We start from the raw sequence: 15,582 nt of genomic DNA, 5'->3' as shown, positions 1-15,582 counted from the left end.
GATGCCCGACGTCACGGGGCGCCACGGCCCGGCGGGCGAGCCGGACCCCCGCGTGGCGGATTCCGGCGTACCGGACCCGCGCGTGGCGGATTCGGACGTGCCGGACCCGCGCCTGCCGGACCCGCGCGCGGTGGATCCGCGTGTACCGGACCCGGGCGTACCGGACCCGGACGCGGCGGACCCGGGCGCGGTGGACCCGATCGCCGGGGAGCCGATCGCCGGGGAGCCGCGGCCGTACGACAGTGCGCGGCTCGCCGCGCTCGTCGCGCGGTTGCGCGGTGCCGGGCTCGACCCCGATGCCGAGCAGCTCTGCGACGTCCTCTGGCTCGCCCAGCAGACACGCCGCGACCACGACACACCCCCCGGCGGCCCCCGCGCCGTCCCGCCGGGGAACGACAGCGGTCCGGAGGCGGAGCCCGGGTCCGGCCCCGGTGCCAGCGGTACGGAGGGGACAGAGGAGCCCGACGCGGCCGACGGGGCCGCGCCGCCGCCCGCCCTCCCCGTCGAGGACCCCCGCGTCACCCTCTACCCCGTACCGCGCCGCGACGGACCGCGCGCCCGGCGGGGCGGCGGACGGGGCGGCGGCGCCACCGCGCTCACCCTGGGCGTACCGGCCGCCCCCGCGCTCCCCGCGCCCCTCGAACTCCAGCGCTCCCTTCGTCCGCTTCAGCGGTACCGGCCCGCCGCGCCCCCACTGCGCCGTACCCTTGACGAGGTGGCGACCGTAGAGCTGAGTGCCCGCGCCGGCGGGCTGATCATTCCGGTGTTCCGAGGAGTCTCGCGCGGGGACGCGATTCTGCAGTTCGTCCTGGACGCCTCGTCGTCGATGCGCGTATGGGAACGGCTCTTCGTCGAACTCCAGCAGATATTCGGCCAGTTGGGCGCCTTCCGGGATGTGCAGACCCGCTATCTGCACCAGGGGCCCGACGGCGCGCCCGCCGTCAGCAGAAGCCCCGACCCGGCCGCCGCGCCGCTCAGTTCGGCCGACCGGCTCAGCGACCCGACCGGCCGCCGCGTCACCGTCGTCGTCAGCGACTGCGCCGGCCCCCTCTGGCACAGCGGGCGCGCCCACCGGCTGCTCCACCAGCTCGGCCGCCAGGCGCCCACCGCCGTCCTCCAGCCCCTGCCGCAGCGCATGTGGAACCGGACCAGACTGCCCGTCACCTACGGGGTCCTCTCCCGGGGCGAGGGCGCGGCCGGCGCCGCCGTGCTGAAGGTCGGCGGTGACGCCGCCACCGCGCCCGCCGCCCGCCCCGGCTCCCTCGCCGTGCCCGTGCTGCCGCCCGTCGCGGGCGCGCTCGGCGCCTGGGCCCGGCTGCTCTCCGGCACCGGCGCGGGACGCATCTCCGGCGCGGTCGGCTGGGTACGCGCCGACCATCCGCCGGCCCCCGCGCCGCGCCCCGGCGAGCGGATGTCCTCGCTCCAGCTCGTCAGCCGCTTCCGCTCGGCCGCCTCCCCGGTGGCCGGACAGCTCGCCGTCTATCTCGCGGCGGCCCCGCTCTGCCTGCCGGTGATGCAGCTCGTCCAGCGCACGATGCTGCCCGACTCGGGCCCCTCCGAACTCGCCGAGGTACTGCTCAGCGGACTCCTCTCGCGCAGCAAGAGCGACGGCCCCGCGGATCTCGACGGGGCGTGGTACGAGTTCGCGCCCGGCGTGCAGGAGGCGCTGCTCGGCCCGCTGGGCCGGGACGAGGCCGTCCTCGTACTGAAACACTGCTCCGAGTACATCGAGCAGCGCTTCGGCCGCGGCGGCCCCAACTTCCCCGCGCTCGCCCTCGCCCAGCTCGGCAACGAACGCCGCGGCCCGCTGCTGCCCAGCGGCGACCCGGACGAGGACGCCGAGTTCGGCGGGGAGTTCGACGGCGCGTTCGGCCGCCCCTTCGGCCCGGACGGCCACGGCGAGCACCGGGACGGCGACGGCCGGGGGCCGCGCGTGCCGTCCCCGTTCGCCGAGGTCGCCGCCCGGGTGCTGGAGCAGTTCATGCCGCTGCCGGAGCAGTTCGCGGCGTACGGGCCGGGCGGCTCGGGGCCCGGCTCCGCGACGCAGCCGGTCAACGCGGCCGTCGAGAGCGCCCGCGAACTGACCGCGCAGTTCGAGTCGGACAGCATGGTCCAGTACCTGATCGACGCCGTACAGCTGCTGCGCGGCGCCACCGAACGCGAGACACCCGGCGGCTCCGACCCCGAACTGTGGGCCGAGTTCGCCCGCTGCCTGCTGCGGCTCTGGGAGGTCCAGGGCGGCGGCGAACTGCTCGGCGAGGCGGAGCGCGCGGCGGAACGGGCCACCGCGCACCCCAGGGCAGTCCGCGAACGGGCCGTTCTGGCCAAGGTGTTGCACGCCGCCGCCGACGACCGGCGGCGCCACGGCGACCGGCACGGCGCCCTCGAACTGCTGCGCCGCGCCGACCGCGAGTACACCGTCGCCTGCGCGGCGCCCGGACTCGACCCCGGCGAGGCGCTGCGGCTCACCCTCGACCGGGTCCGCGCCCTGGAGGCGCAGTGGCAGCTCGGCGGGGACAGCGCGCTGCTCCAGGGGGCGATCGGCATGCTGGAGGCGTTCGCCGACGTCTGGCCCGACCAGGAGAACCGGCCGCCGGGGCTGCCGCTGGCGCACGGCAGGACCCTGCTGCGACTCTCCGGCGCGACCGCCGACCCCGAACAGGCCCAGGTGTACGCGGCCCAGGCGGCCCGCTCGCTGCGCAAGGCACTCACGCCGGGCGGCCACACCGTCGGCACCCAGGCCCGGATCCTGCTCGACCTGGTGGACGCGCTGCTCCACTCCGGCGAGGGCCTTGAGGAGGCCGCGACCCTCGTCGACCAGTCGCTGGTGACCGTACGGGACGAGCGGCTGCTCGCCTCGCTCCGGATCCGCGCGGGACGCGTCAGGGTGGCCCGCTACGAACGCGCCGGGAACCCGGACGACGCTCATGAACTCGACGAGGCCGCCGAGTTCTTCGCCCGCGCCGCCCGCTCCACCGCCCGGGACTCCCGGGCCCACGCGGACCTCCTCGCCGAATGGGGCGCCACGCTGCTGCGCCGTGCCGGACTGCCGGACGGGGCGCCGCACACCGGCGCGGCGGTACGGGTGCTCCGTGACTGCCGTACGGAGACGGCCACCGGCACCGCGCGCCAGGCGGAACGGCTGCTGATGCTGGGCCAGGCGCTGATGCTGCGCCACCGGATCAACGACGACCGGGTCGATCTGCGGGAGGCCGAGCACCTCTTCGGGCTCGCCGCACAGGAGGCCCGCGACCCGCTGACGGCCGCGCGCTGCTGGCTGGAGCTGGGCCGCTCCCACTTCGACGCCTACCGGACGCTGCAGCGCCCGGCCCGGCTCGACGACGCGGCCGAGGCGTTCCGGGACGCGGCGGACGCGGCCAGGACCGCCGAGGAGGAGCTGGAGAATCCGCGGCAGCGACAGGAAGCCGTCGCGTTGCGTGCTGCGGCCGGCCATTGGCGGGGTAAGACCTATGAGGAGGCGGGCCGGCCCCGGGCCGCGCGTGAGGCGTACCGGGCGGCCCGCACGGAGTGGCGCAAGCTGCCGGACGGCGGCGGCGAGCCGGCCCGATCGACCGCGGCCCGGCTGGCCGAGCTGGACCGCTGACAGGCGCGCGGTGCGCGCCGTACGACCTGACGGGGAGGCGTGATGACCGAGGCGGCGCACGGCCGGGAGCACGACGACGCAGAGCGTGGGCGGGAGGGCGGGGGCGCGCCCTCCGCCCCCCTCGGTACGGGCACGGCCGGTGAGCTGCCGGATCTGCTGGGTCTCGACCTGGCGGCCCTGCGGACCCTCGACCACCCGGTGCTCAGCGAGGTGGTGGCGGACCTGCGGGGCAGGGCCCAGCAGCCCAGGGAAATGCTCTGGGGGTTCAACAACGCGTTCTGAGTGGGGCGTTCCGGGGCAGTACCTTCTGCGCAAGGAGTTCGGGCGGGCCCCGCCACGGGCCGTCCGACGACGCCGTACAGCCGTACAGCAAGGGGGTGCGGAGTGTCCCGACCGGGGATGCCGCGCACCCCTGAGCCCGTCCGGGGCGGTCGGCGCGTACCCTTCGCGCAGTTCATCGTGAAGGTCCACGGCCGCTGCAACCTCGCCTGCCGCTACTGCTACCTCTACGCGGGACCCGACCGCACCTGGCGCACCCGCCCCGCCGCCGCTTCGCCCGAGGTCCTGGACCGCACGGCCGACCGGATCGCCGAGCACGCCCGTACCCACGGGCTGCGCGAGACCGCCCTCGTGCTGCACGGCGGGGAGCCGCTGCTCGTCGGTGCCGCCCGGCTCGGGGCCTTCGCCGACGCCGTACGCGACCGGGCGGGCCCCTCCCGTACGGTCCACGCCACCGTCCAGACCAACGGCACCCTGCTCACCGAACGCGCGGTCGCCACCCTCGCCCGGCACTCCGTACGGATCGGCATCAGCCTCGACGGCGGGCTGCCCGCGCACAACGCCCTGCGCACCGACCACGCGGGACGCCCGTCCTTCGCCGCCGCCGCGCGGGGCGCCCGGCTGCTCGCCGAGCACCGTCCGGAGGCGTACGCGGGCCTCCTCACCGTCGTCGACCCGCGCACCGACCCCGTCGAGCTGTACGAATCGCTGCTGGAGCTGCGCCCGCCCGCGCTCGATCTGCTGCTGCCGCACGGCAACTGGAGCAGCCCGCCGCCCGGACTGCCCGCCGCCGGAGCCGGGGACGCGGACCCGCCGCCCGGGCGGCCCGGACGTGGGGATCCCGTCCGTGGGAATCCCGGCCACGGGGATCCCGGCCGCGCCACTCCGTACGGCGACTGGCTGGCCGCCGTCTTCGACCGCTGGTGGGGGGCGGGCCGGCGGGAGACCCGGGTGCGGCTCTTCGAGGAGTGCCTGGCACTGCTGCTCGGACTGCCGGGCGCCACCGAGTCCCTCGGGCTCGACCCGGTCAACGCGGTGGTCGTCGAGACGGACGGCGCGATCGAGCAGGTCGACTCCCTCAAGTCCGCCTACGACACGGCCGCCGCCACCGGGCTCGACGTACGGAACCACTCCTTCGACGACGCCCTGCGCCACCCCGGGGTCGCCGCCCGGCAGAGCGGCGCCGCCGCGCTGGCCGCCGCGTGCCGCGCCTGCCCGCTGCTCACGGTCTGCGGCGGCGGCCACTACGCCCACCGCTACCGCGCGGGGCACGGCTTCACTCAGCGCTCCGTCTACTGCGCCGACCTGGAGCGGCTGATCCGCCATGTCGCCGCCCGGCTCACCGAGGCCGCCGCGTCCGCCCCCGCCACCCGCGCCGCCCCCGGGGCCCTCCGGTGAGCCCCGTCCCCGAGGGAGCCCTGCGCGAGCTCGGCCGCACCGAAGGCGGCGCCGAGGCGCTGCGGCTGCTCGTACGCGACCAGCACACCCGCCGGCTCGTCCTGCTGCGGGCCCTGCTCGACGCGGCGGCCGACGCCCCGCCCGCGCGCCGCCCGCCCGCCGCGCTCGCCCGGCTGCGCGACGACTGGGCCCTGCTGGAGGCCGCCGAACGGGCCGACCGGACCGCCGTACGGACCGTGCTGCTCTACCCGCTGGCCGGCCCCTGGGCGCAGCGCTGTCTGCACGGACTGACCACCGGGGGACCCGACGGCGGCGACAGTCCCGAACTCCGCGCCGATCTCGACCACTTCGGCGCCCTTGCCGCCACCGCCGCGATCCGCGCCCGGCTGCCCTTCACCGGTCGGCTCACCGGCCGCGGCGGGGTGCTCGTGCTGCCCGCCCTGGGCGCCCTGCGCACCGGCCGGGACGAACCCGTACCCGTCGATGTCACCCTGCGCGGACCGGAGTTGACCCTGCGCCAGGCGGACGCGGCGCCCGTCACGGTACGCCTGGACACCGAGGACCCGGCCGGCGCCGGCGCCGCCGTGGACGCTCCCGGCGCCGCCCGGAGCGGGGACCCGCGCTGGCTGCCCGTCCTCGCGCTGCCCCCGGTACGGCCCGGGGCGGCCCCCGTGCCGCTGGACGACATCGACCCGTACCGCACCGCGGGCGCGGCGCGGCACGGGCTCTCCGCCGTCACCCGCCTCGACGCGCGGCACCGTACGGCGTGGGCGCGCTCCTGGGCCGAGGTGGAGCCGCTGCTGCGCACCGGCGGCCCGCACCGCGCCGAGGAGACCGCCACTCTGCTGCACTGCCTCGTACCGCTCGCGCCGCCGCCCGGATCCACCCCCGCCGGGGGCGGCCCGGCGCAGTGCAGCGGCACCCGCCGCGAGGCGTTCGGCGCGGTCCTCACCAGCCGACCCGCCACCGCCGCCTCCTTCGCCTCGACGCTCGTGCACGAGCTCCAGCACACCAAACTCGCCGCGCTCGCCGCCCTCACCCCGCTCCACCACGAGGACGCCGCGCCCCGGCACTTCGCGCCCTGGCGCTCCGACCCCCGCCCCTTCGACGGGCTGCTCCAGGGCGCCTACTCGCACATCGCCCTCGCCGACTACTGGCAGCGCCTCGCCCTCGCCGCGGACCGCCTCGCCGTCCGCGACCAGGCGTGGGCCGAACACGCGCGCACCCGCGAACAGGTCGGCGCGGTGCTGCCCGTGCTCGCCGGCTCCGGGGCGCTCACCAAGGAGGGCCGGGTCCTCGTCAACGAGATGATCGCGGTGTACCACCGGCTGGCCGACCACCCGCCGCCACCGGGACACCGCGCGCGGGCCGCCTCCTACGTCCGTACGGCACGGATGATCTGGCGCCAAAGGAACGCAACGTGAAGCGGCGCGCACAAGGATGGATCCGAGCCGGCCGGGGGTATGTTAAAAGGGCGTATGACGATGCAGGGAGACGGTCGAATGCCCGGAGGACGTAAGCCAGTTGGATCAACCGGGCCCCGGTCGGTCACGATCAGTTTCGCCGGGTACAACCGTCCCTGGGCGGCCTGGATCGGCGACCGTCTCGAACGGCGCGGACTCTCCGTCTCCTACCAGCGGTGGGACCCGCAGGACAACATGACACTGACGCAGTGTCTGCGCGACCTCCTGCTCGCCCCGGGCCCCGTCCTCGTGGTCGTCAGCCAGTGGTACTTCCAGCTCGGCCCGCGCGGCCACGACGAGTGGAACAGCGCGCTGCGCGAGGTCGTCGCCGCCGAGCGCGACCGGTTCTTCGGCGTCTCCGTCACCAACGAGGCGGAGAAGCTGCCCAGCGCCGCCGCCGTCTTCGCCGCCGTCGGTCTGGACACCGTCGGCGAGCAGGAGGCCGAGCGGCGGCTGCTGACCCAGCTCGGGCTGTCCACCGAGGGGCCGCGCGAGCGCGAGCCCGACGGGCCCCGGCGCGGCCCCCGTTACCCCGGCGAGTCGCCCGACATCTGGGACGGCGTGCCCCGCCGCAACACCCGCTTCACCGGCCGCGAGCCGCTCCTCGACGCCGCCCACCACGCGCTCCAACAGGCCGCCAGAGGCGCCGGGGTGGTCACCCTGCACGGCATGTCCGGCGTCGGCAAGACCCAGCTCGCCGCCGAGTACGCGCACCGCTTCGGCGCGGAGTACGACGTGGTGTGGTGGGTCTCCGCCGACAAGCGCGTCAGCTGCCGCCAGCGACTCGCCGCGCTCGCCCCGGCCCTCGGCCTGGACACCGGTGTGGAGTACGGCGAGCGGCTGCGCGCCGCACGGGACGCCCTGCGCCGCGGCGACCCGTACAGCCGCTGGCTGCTCATCCTGGACGGCGCCGACGAGCCGGACCAGATCTGGGACCTCGTACCGAACGGACCCGGGCATGTGCTGATCACCGCGCGCAACCCGGAGTGGGGCGAGCACAACAGCTCCCTGCTGGAGGTGCGCGTCTACGACCGGGTCGAGTCGGTGGCGTTCGTCCGCCGCCGCGCCCCGCGCCTCACGTACGACGAGGCCGACCGGCTCGCGCACGCGCTGGAGGACCTGCCGCTGCTGCTCGACCAGACGGCCGGCTGGCTCAACGACTCCGACATGTCCGTCGACGCCTACATCAACCTGCTCAAGGACGGGGTCGACCAGGACGTCGTCCGGATCTCCAGCGACTTCCCGCTCGCCTTCCAGACCGGCTGGTCGATACTGCTCAACAAACTCCGCGAGACCGTCCCCGAATCGGTCGACCTGCTCCGCCTGTGCACCTTCTTCGCGCCGGGCGCCATCCCCGTACGGCTGGTGCGCGACCTGCCGCCGGAGACCCTCCCGGAGAAGCTGCGCGGCCTCGTCGACGACCCGGTGCGCTGGGCGCGCGCCATCAACAAGCTGCGGCAGTACGCGGTCGTCCGGGCCGCCGGGGTCGGCGAGCGCGAGGTCCACGACGCGGTCAACGAGACCTCGCCCGCGGGCGCGGCGGGCGACTCGCTCTACATGCACCGCATGGTCCACCAGATCGTCCACCTGGACATGCCCTCCCAGGACCACGCCGAGTTCATCGAGGTCGTCCGCCGCGCCCTCGTCGAGGCGGACCCCGGGCGGCCCACCGACACCCGCCTGTGGCCCCGGTACGCGGAGATCACCCCGCACCTCAAGTGGGCCGACGTGCTGAAGAGCACCGACCCCGCGATGCACACCCTGGTCCTCAACTGCCTGCGCTACATGTACCTTTCGGGCGAGTACCGGGCGGGCATCAACCTCGGCAGGCGCGCCCTGGACACCTGGCGGCGGCTCCTCGGCGAGACCCACCCGAGGATCTGGGACCTCAGCTACCACTACGCCAACCTGCTGCGCGCCGTCGGCGACTACGCCGGTACGGAGGCCATCGAGCGCGCCGCCGTGGAACACCTCCGCGAGGAGCGCGGCGAACAGGACCTGGAGCATCTGCGGGCGGCCGGGGGACTCGCCGCCGACCTGCGCGGTCTCGGCCGGTACGAGGAGGCGTACGAGATCTCCCGGGGCCTCCTCGCCTCGTTCCGCGAACTCCTCGGCGAGCAGGACTCCCGTACCCTCAACGCCCAGAACAACCTCGCCATCTCGCTGCGGCTGCTGGGCCGTTACGAGGACTCCCTGGACCTCAACCGGCGCACCCTGGACGCCCGCAGGCAATTGCTCAGGCCGCGCCACAGCTGGACCCTCTACTCCGAGATCAACTACGCGACGGACCTCAGGCTCCTCGGCCGCTACAGCGAGGCCGAATCGATCCAGTCGCAGAGCACCCGCGTCCACCGGACGGTCCTCGGCCGGGACAACCCGCAGACCCTGCGCGCCGAGTTCAACCTGGCCCTGTGCCTGTACCGCTCGGGCGAACGGGGCCGGGCCGGGGCGCTGTTCACCCAGGTCCTGGAGAGCTGCGAACGCGTCCTCGGCGAACGGGACCCGCTGACCATGATGTTCGCGGCCGGCCAGAGCTGCTTCGCCCGGGAGCACGGCGACATCGACCGGGCCAGGGACATAAGCGAGCGTGTCATCGACGGCTATGTGACGATGCTGGGCGAGGGCCATCCGTACGTCGCGGGCACCCGCTCCAACCACGCGCTGATCCTGCGCAACGTCGGCGAACGAGACCAGGCCCTCGACGTCACCGAGAACGCGCTCACGGACATGTCGGGCGCCGTCGGCGAGACCCACCCCTGGACGCTGGGGTGCGCCATCAACACGGCGGCCCTGCGCAACATCACCGGCGACGCGGAGGGCGCGGCCACCCTCACCGGCGAGACCGTCGCCCGGGCCACCGAAACCCTGGGCCGTACCCACCCGTTGACCCTCTCGGCCCGCATCGCGCACGCCGCGGACCTGCGCGGGCTGCGGGACGCGCAGCGCGCCGAGAAGGTCGAACAGGAGGCACTGGACGACCTGGTGGCCACGCTGGGCGCGCAGCACGTCCACACGGTCGCGGCCCGCTCCCGCAACCGCCCCTACTGGGACTTCGAGCCGCCGCTGACCTGACGGTCCGGCCGCTCGGGTCGCGGCGGTGCCGTTACTTGCCGACGGTGACTGTGGCCTCATCGACGGCCGCGGTGTGCTGGGGGTCGCCCGCGTACCGGACGGTGTAGGTGACCTGTCCGGTCGTGCGCGGGCGGTCCGTGAACCGGAAGGTTCCGTCGGCGGCGACGGTGAACCGGCCGAGGGTGACTCCGGAAGGGGATCCCGCGTCCGTGCGGGTCACCTCGACGGTCGCCGCCGCGGTGTACGGCTCGACGGCCCACAGGCTCCCGGTCACCGTCAGCTCCTTGCCCCTGACCGCGGTCGACGGTGCCTGGAGGCTGAGGGTGCTGTCCGTCTTGCCGCCGTCCGGGAAGACGTGCAGGGAGGGGACGATGTCGCCGCCCACGGCGAAGAGGCGGTTGTCGTCCGGCGCCCACGCGAGCCCGTCACGCTGCAGCTCGTCCGTGTAGTACTCGCGCAACCGGGAGAACGAGTCCGGGCGGAAGGTGTTCACGGTGGAGTCGGAGGACCCCGTGGCAACCGTGCCGTCGGCGGCGACGGCCACCGCGTTGGGGAAGTTCCAGCTGGAGTAGGCGCCGTTGGCGGACAGGTCGGAGACGCGGACGACCTGGTGGTCGGCCGGGTTGTTGGCCGCCGTGACGATGTTCTGACCGTCCCCTGTCACGGCGAAGTCGTTCAGGAAGGACATCCCGGGGTTCTGGGTGAACAGGCGCCTGACCCGTTCCCGCAGACCGGTGGGTGTGGCCTCGTAGACCGCGAGCGTGGCGGGACTGACGCCCTCCTGACCTGCCACCAGGACGTCCGGATCGGCCGGGGACGAGGCCAGCGACGGCGCGTAGTACCAGGGGGTACCGGCCGGGTCGAGGGTGACGACGGGATCCGTGCCGGAGAGGTCGAGCGAGCCGATGCCGCCGCCGCTGCCGACCGCGTAGCCGAACCACAGCTTCCCGCCGGCCAGGGCCAGGTTCCTGGGCGAGGTGTCCTCTCCCGTCGGATACCGGCCGGTCTCGGTCAGCGTGCTGGTGCTGATCGCCGATATCGCACCGGCCGACGACAGGGCGACGTAGACCTCGCTGGAGTCGGCCGAGAGCGCGAGCCCCGTGGCTCCCTCCTCCGCCGTGATCTGTCCGACGACCGCCCCGTCGTAATCCGTGACGACAACGCTGCCGCCCTCCGGGTCACTGATGAACACCCGGTCGTGTACACCGTCGACGACGATGTCCCCGAAGGAAGTCACCGGCAGCCGCGTACCGCCGTCCGCCACCGCGGGCGGTGCCGTGATGCCGAGCAAGGAGACGGATCCCGCGACGACGGCCAGCGCGGTGAGCAGGGCAGAACATCTGAGACGCATGTTATCGGCCTTCCAAGTGGACACACTGGCCGGAAAGTTCCGGCCGGCACCACGAACGTTATGACAGGCCACTGACAATGAGCTCCACGGACCGGCGCCGGCCGGTCACGCCGCGCGGCCGGTCGCCGCGGTTCCGGGTTCGGTAGGATTCGCGGGTCTTCGTACCGGGGGAGAGATCATGATCGAGGGCCGTGGCGCCGAAGGCGCCCACTACAACGCGGACTTCACCGCCGATGCCGACGGTGTCGCCGGGACTGCCGGAGCCGCCGAGGCCGCCGGCGCCGTGGAGGAGCGGGCCGTGGTCCAGTTGGTGTACCGGCCGGGGACCGCCGACACACTGGCCGGTCTGCGGGTCCGCGAGCGGATCAAGCGGACCGGGCTGCTGCTGCGGGGCGTGTTCCTCGCGCTGTGGGCAGCGCATTGGCTGCTCACCACCGTGGGCCGTGGGAAGGTCGACGGCGTCTCGACACTTCTCTTCCTGCTCATCGTCGCCCTGACGTGGGGGTATACGCGGCTGCAGGCCGCCCAGGTGCAGCGGATCATCGGATGGCAGGGCGAGTACCGCGCCACCGTGTCCGCGGCCGGGATCACCTGCAGGAGTGACCACAGCACGCTGATCCAGAAGTGGTCCGTCTTCCAGGGCTACCGGGAGACGGCGGGGCACTTCGTCCTGCTCAGCCGGGACCCCAACATCATGTGTCTCGACATCCTGCCCAAGCGGGGAGTGCGGGAGGCCGACGGCGTCGACCGGCTGCGGGCCCTCCTGGACGAGCACACCACGCGCGTGTGACGGCCGGCCGTACGGCGGAGGGCCCGGCCCCGCGGTCGGTTGCCGCGGGGCCGGGCCCTTGATCCGTACAACAGGTGAGCGAGCGGTCAGGCGTCGAAGACCTCGTTGACGAGCTGTGCCTGCTCCGCCTGGTGGCGCTTGGCCGAGCCGACCGCCGGGGACGAGGAGTGCGGGCGCGAGATGCGCCGCAGTCGCTCGGCGCCCGGGATGTCGGCGCCGACCGCCAGGTCCAGGTGGTCGATCAGGTTGAGCGCGATGAACGGCCAGGCACCCTGGTTCGCCGGCTCCTCCTGCGCCCACAGGTACTTCTCGGCGTTCGGGAACTTGGCGATCTCGGCCTGGAGTTCCGCGCCCGGCAGCGGGTACAGCCGCTCCAGGCGGAGGATCGCGGTGTCCGTGACGCCGCGCTTCTGCCGCTCGGCGTCCAGGTCGTAGTAGACCTTGCCGGAGCAGAAGACGACCTTGCGGACCGCGTCCGGGTCGACACTGCTGTCGCCGATCACCGGGCGGAAGCCGCCGCTGGTGAACTCCTCCACCGAGGACGCCGCCGCCTTCAGGCGCAGCATCGACTTCGGGGTGAAGACGACGAGCGGCTTGTGGTGCGGGTTGTGGACCTGCCAGCGCAGCAGGTGGAAGTAGTTCGACGGCAGCGTCGGCATGGCGATCGTCATGTTGTTCTGCGCGCACATCTGGAGCAGGCGCTCGGGGCGGGCGGACGAGTGGTCCGGGCCCTGGCCCTCGTAGCCGTGCGGCAGCAGCAGCGTGACGCCGGAGGTCTGGCCCCACTTCTGCTCGGCCGACGAGATGAACTCGTCCACGATGGTCTGCGCGCCGTTGACGAAGTCACCGAACTGCGCCTCCCACATGACCAGCGCGTCCGGCCTGGCCAGGGAGTAGCCGTACTCGAAGCCCATCGCCGCGTACTCGCTGAGCAGCGAGTCGTAGACGTTGTAGCGGGCCTGCTCGGCGGTCAGGTACTGCAGCGGGGTGTAGTCCTCGCCGGTGCCCTGGTCGACCAGGACCGCGTGGCGCTGGCCGAACGTGCCGCGGCGGGTGTCCTGGCCCGAGAGGCGGACCGGCGTGCCCTCCATCAGCAGCGAGCCGATGGCCAGGGTCTCGCCCATGCCCCAGTCGATCGTGCCGTCCTCCACCGAGGCCGCGCGACGCTGCATCTGCGGCATCAGGCGCGGGTGGACGGTGACGGTGTCCGGGATGTTGACCTGCGACTCGGCGATCCGCTTGACGACCTCCTGGGAGACCGCGGTCTCCACGGCCACCGGGAACTCCGCCTGCGCGTCCGGGACCTGGACGGGACCGGCGTGCGAGGTGGCCTCGCGGACCTCCGCGAAGACCTTCTCCAGCTGGCCCTGGAAGTCCTGGAGCGCCTGCTCCGCCTCTTCCAGCGTGATGTCGCCGCGGCCGATCAGCGACTCGGTGTAGAGCTTGCGCACCGAGCGCTTCTTGTCGATCAGGCGGACCATCTGCGGGTTGGTGAACTGCGGGTTGTCGCCCTCGTTGTGGCCGCGGCGGCGGTAGCAGATCAGGTCGATGACGACGTCCTTGTTGAACGTCTGGCGGAACTCGAAGGCGAGCCGTCCGACGCGGACGACGGCCTCCGGGTCGTCACCGTTCACGTGGATGATCGGCGCCTCGATCATGCGGGCCACGTCCGTCGCGTACATCGACGAGCGCGAGGACTCCGGGGCGGCGGTGAAGCCGACCTGGTTGTTGATCACGACGTGGACCGTGCCGCCGGTGCGGTAGCCGCGCAGCTGCGACATGTTGAGCGTCTCGGCGACGACGCCCTGGCCCGCGAAGGCCGCGTCGCCGTGGAGCGCGAGCGGCAGGACCGTGAAGTCCGTACCGGCCTTGTTGATGATGTCCTGCTTGGCGCGGGCGATGCCCTCCAGGATCGGGTCGACCGCCTCCAGGTGCGAGGGGTTCGCGGCCAGCGAGACCTTGATCTGCTCGCCGTCCAGACCGGTGAAGGTGCCCTCGGCGCCCAGGTGGTACTTGACGTCGCCGGAGCCGTGCATCGACTTCGGGTCGAGGTTGCCCTCGAACTCCCGGAAGATCTGGGCGTACGACTTGCCGACGATGTTCGCGAGGACGTTGAGCCGGCCGCGGTGGGCCATGCCGATGACGACCTCGTCGAGGCGGGACTCGGCGGCCGAGTCGATGATCGCGTCGAGCAGCGGGATGACGGACTCGCCGCCCTCCAGCGAGAACCGCTTCTGGCCGACGTACTTCGTCTGGAGGAACGTCTCGAACGCCTCGGCCGCGTTGAGCCGGCGCAGGATCCGCAGCTGCTCCTCGCGCTCCGGCTTGGAGTGCGCGCCGCGCTCGATCCGGTCCTGGAGCCACTTGCGCTGCTTCGGGTCCTGGATGTGCATGAACTCGATGCCGGTGGTGCGGCAGTACGAGTCGCGCAGCACGCCGAGGATGTCGCGGAGCTTCATCATCGACTTGCCCGCGAAGCCGCCGACGGCGAACTCGCGCTCCAGGTCCCACAGCGTCAGCCCGTGCTCGGTGATGTCGAGGTCGGGGTGCTTGCGCTGGAGGTAGTCCAACGGGTCCGTGTCGGCCATGACATGACCGCGGACGCGGTAGGAGTGGATCAGCTCGAAGACCCGGGCGGGCTTCGTGACGTCCTCGTCGTGCGAGGCGTCGATGTCCTTGAGCCAGCGGACCGGCTCGTACGGGATGCGCAGCGCCTGGAAGATCTCGTCGTAGAAGTCGTTCTCGCCGAGGAGGAGCTGGCTGACGATCCGCAGGAACTCGCCGGAGGCGGCGCCCTGGATGACGCGGTGGTCGTACGTCGACGTCAGGGTCATGACCTTGGAGATGCCCAGCTTGTTCAGGGTGTCCTGCGACGTGCCCTGGAACTCGGCCGGGTAGTCCATCGAGCCGACGCCCATGATGACCGACTGACCGGGCATCAGGCGCGGCACGGAGTGCACCGTGCCGAGGCCGCCCGGGTTGGTCAGCGAGACGGTGACGCCGGTGAAGTCGTCCATCGTCAGCTTGTTGTTGCGGGCGCGGCGGACGATGTCCTCGTACGCCTGCCAGAACTCGAAGAAGTTGAGCGTCTCGGCCTTCTTGATGCCGGCGACGACGAGCTGGCGGTCGCCGTTGGGCTTCACCAGGTCGATGGCGAGACCGAAGTTGATGTGCTCGGGCTTGACCAGCGTCGGCTTGCCGTCGCGCTCCGCGAAGGAGTAGTTCATCGACGGCATGGCCTTGATGGCCTGCACCATCGCGTACCCGATGAGGTGCGTGAAGGAGATCTTGCCGCCACGCGCGCGCTTCAGGTGGTTGTTGATGACGATGCGGTTGTCGAAGAGCAGCTTCACCGGGACGGCGCGCACGGAGGTGGCCGTGGGCAGCTCCAGCGAGGCGTTCATGTTCTTCGCGACGGCGGCCGACGGGCCGCGCAGCGTCACGTACTCGGGGCCCGCGGGCGCCTCGGTGGCCGGAGCCGCCTTGGCCGGGGCCGGCTTCGCGGGCGCCGCGGCGGGCTTCGCGGGCGCCGGCCGGCACGAGGTTCCCGCACCAAGGGTTCCAAGACCGGCAAGGGGCTGCGCATCGAGCGGATCCACACGACCCCCGGCGTGCATCCGTACGA

General features: G+C 73.2%; 8 protein-coding genes. 6 read left to right on the top strand and 2 right to left on the bottom strand.

The window, feature by feature from the left end; genetic code table 11:
- Window position 1: 1 nt before the first annotated feature.
- From AB0P17_RS35190 to fxsT, 5 genes are all read left to right on the top strand, one after another.
- A complete protein-coding gene (locus AB0P17_RS35190) occupies window positions 2-3,604 on the top strand; it encodes an SAV_2336 N-terminal domain-related protein (RefSeq protein WP_365817610.1) in 3,603 nt (1,200 codons plus the stop codon).
- 144 nt (window positions 3,605-3,748) lie between these two features.
- A complete protein-coding gene (gene fxsA, locus AB0P17_RS35185; RefSeq protein ID WP_365817677.1) occupies window positions 3,749-3,886 on the top strand; it encodes an FxSxx-COOH cyclophane-containing RiPP peptide in 138 nt (45 codons plus the stop codon).
- A gap of 117 nt (window positions 3,887-4,003) precedes the next feature.
- A complete protein-coding gene (locus tag AB0P17_RS35180; RefSeq protein WP_365817608.1) occupies window positions 4,004-5,281 on the top strand; it encodes a radical SAM protein in 1,278 nt (425 codons plus the stop codon).
- The gene (locus AB0P17_RS35175; RefSeq protein WP_365817606.1) at window positions 5,278-6,705 is read left to right on the top strand and encodes an HEXXH motif-containing putative peptide modification protein; all 1,428 of its coding nucleotides are present in this window, start codon (window positions 5,278-5,280) and stop codon (window positions 6,703-6,705) included. The genes AB0P17_RS35180 and AB0P17_RS35175 overlap by 4 nt, the downstream gene beginning before the upstream one ends.
- Before the next feature lie 78 nt (window positions 6,706-6,783).
- A complete protein-coding gene (gene fxsT / locus AB0P17_RS35170) occupies window positions 6,784-9,816 on the top strand; it encodes an FxSxx-COOH system tetratricopeptide repeat protein (protein ID WP_365817604.1) in 3,033 nt (1,010 codons plus the stop codon).
- A gap of 31 nt (window positions 9,817-9,847) precedes the next feature.
- Here fxsT and AB0P17_RS35165 read toward each other — a convergent pair whose 3' ends face one another.
- Window positions 9,848-11,167 (bottom strand): hypothetical protein, encoded by a 1,320-nt coding sequence (locus AB0P17_RS35165; RefSeq protein ID WP_365817602.1) that lies wholly within the window; start codon window positions 11,165-11,167, stop codon window positions 9,848-9,850.
- A gap of 178 nt (window positions 11,168-11,345) precedes the next feature.
- On the opposite strand from AB0P17_RS35165, the gene AB0P17_RS35160 reads away from it, so the two are divergent.
- Window positions 11,346-11,957 carry a YcxB family protein gene (locus AB0P17_RS35160; protein WP_365817600.1) on the top strand — a complete coding sequence of 204 codons (612 nt, stop codon included), beginning with the start codon at window positions 11,346-11,348 and terminating at the stop codon, window positions 11,955-11,957.
- Between the two features lie 86 nt (window positions 11,958-12,043).
- Here AB0P17_RS35160 and AB0P17_RS35155 read toward each other — a convergent pair whose 3' ends face one another.
- Entirely contained in the window at window positions 12,044-15,556 is a 3,513-nt protein-coding gene (locus AB0P17_RS35155; protein ID WP_365817598.1) for a multifunctional oxoglutarate decarboxylase/oxoglutarate dehydrogenase thiamine pyrophosphate-binding subunit/dihydrolipoyllysine-residue succinyltransferase subunit, read from the bottom strand.
- Window positions 15,557-15,582: the final 26 nt, after the last annotated feature.

The sequence above is a fragment of the Streptomyces sp. NPDC088124 genome (assembly GCF_040685895.1).
In the GTDB taxonomy this organism is placed as follows: domain Bacteria; phylum Actinomycetota; class Actinomycetes; order Streptomycetales; family Streptomycetaceae; genus Streptomyces.
This window is presented reverse-complemented; position numbering and strand designations above follow the sequence as displayed.

Bases quoted from the DNA above. Each gene is read 5' to 3' on its own strand.
- AB0P17_RS35190 (WP_365817610.1), top strand. From the start codon at position 2: ATGCCCGACGTCACGGGGCGCCACGGCCCGGCGGGCGAGCCGGACCCC.
- AB0P17_RS35180 (WP_365817608.1), top strand. From the start codon at position 4,004: ATGCCGCGCACCCCTGAGCCCGTCCGGGGCGGTCGGCGCGTACCCTTC.
- fxsT (WP_365817604.1), top strand. From the start codon at position 6,784: ATGCCCGGAGGACGTAAGCCAGTTGGATCAACCGGGCCCCGGTCGGTC.
- AB0P17_RS35165 (WP_365817602.1), bottom strand. From the start codon at position 11,167: ATGCGTCTCAGATGTTCTGCCCTGCTCACCGCGCTGGCCGTCGTCGCG.
- AB0P17_RS35160 (WP_365817600.1), top strand. From the start codon at position 11,346: ATGATCGAGGGCCGTGGCGCCGAAGGCGCCCACTACAACGCGGACTTC.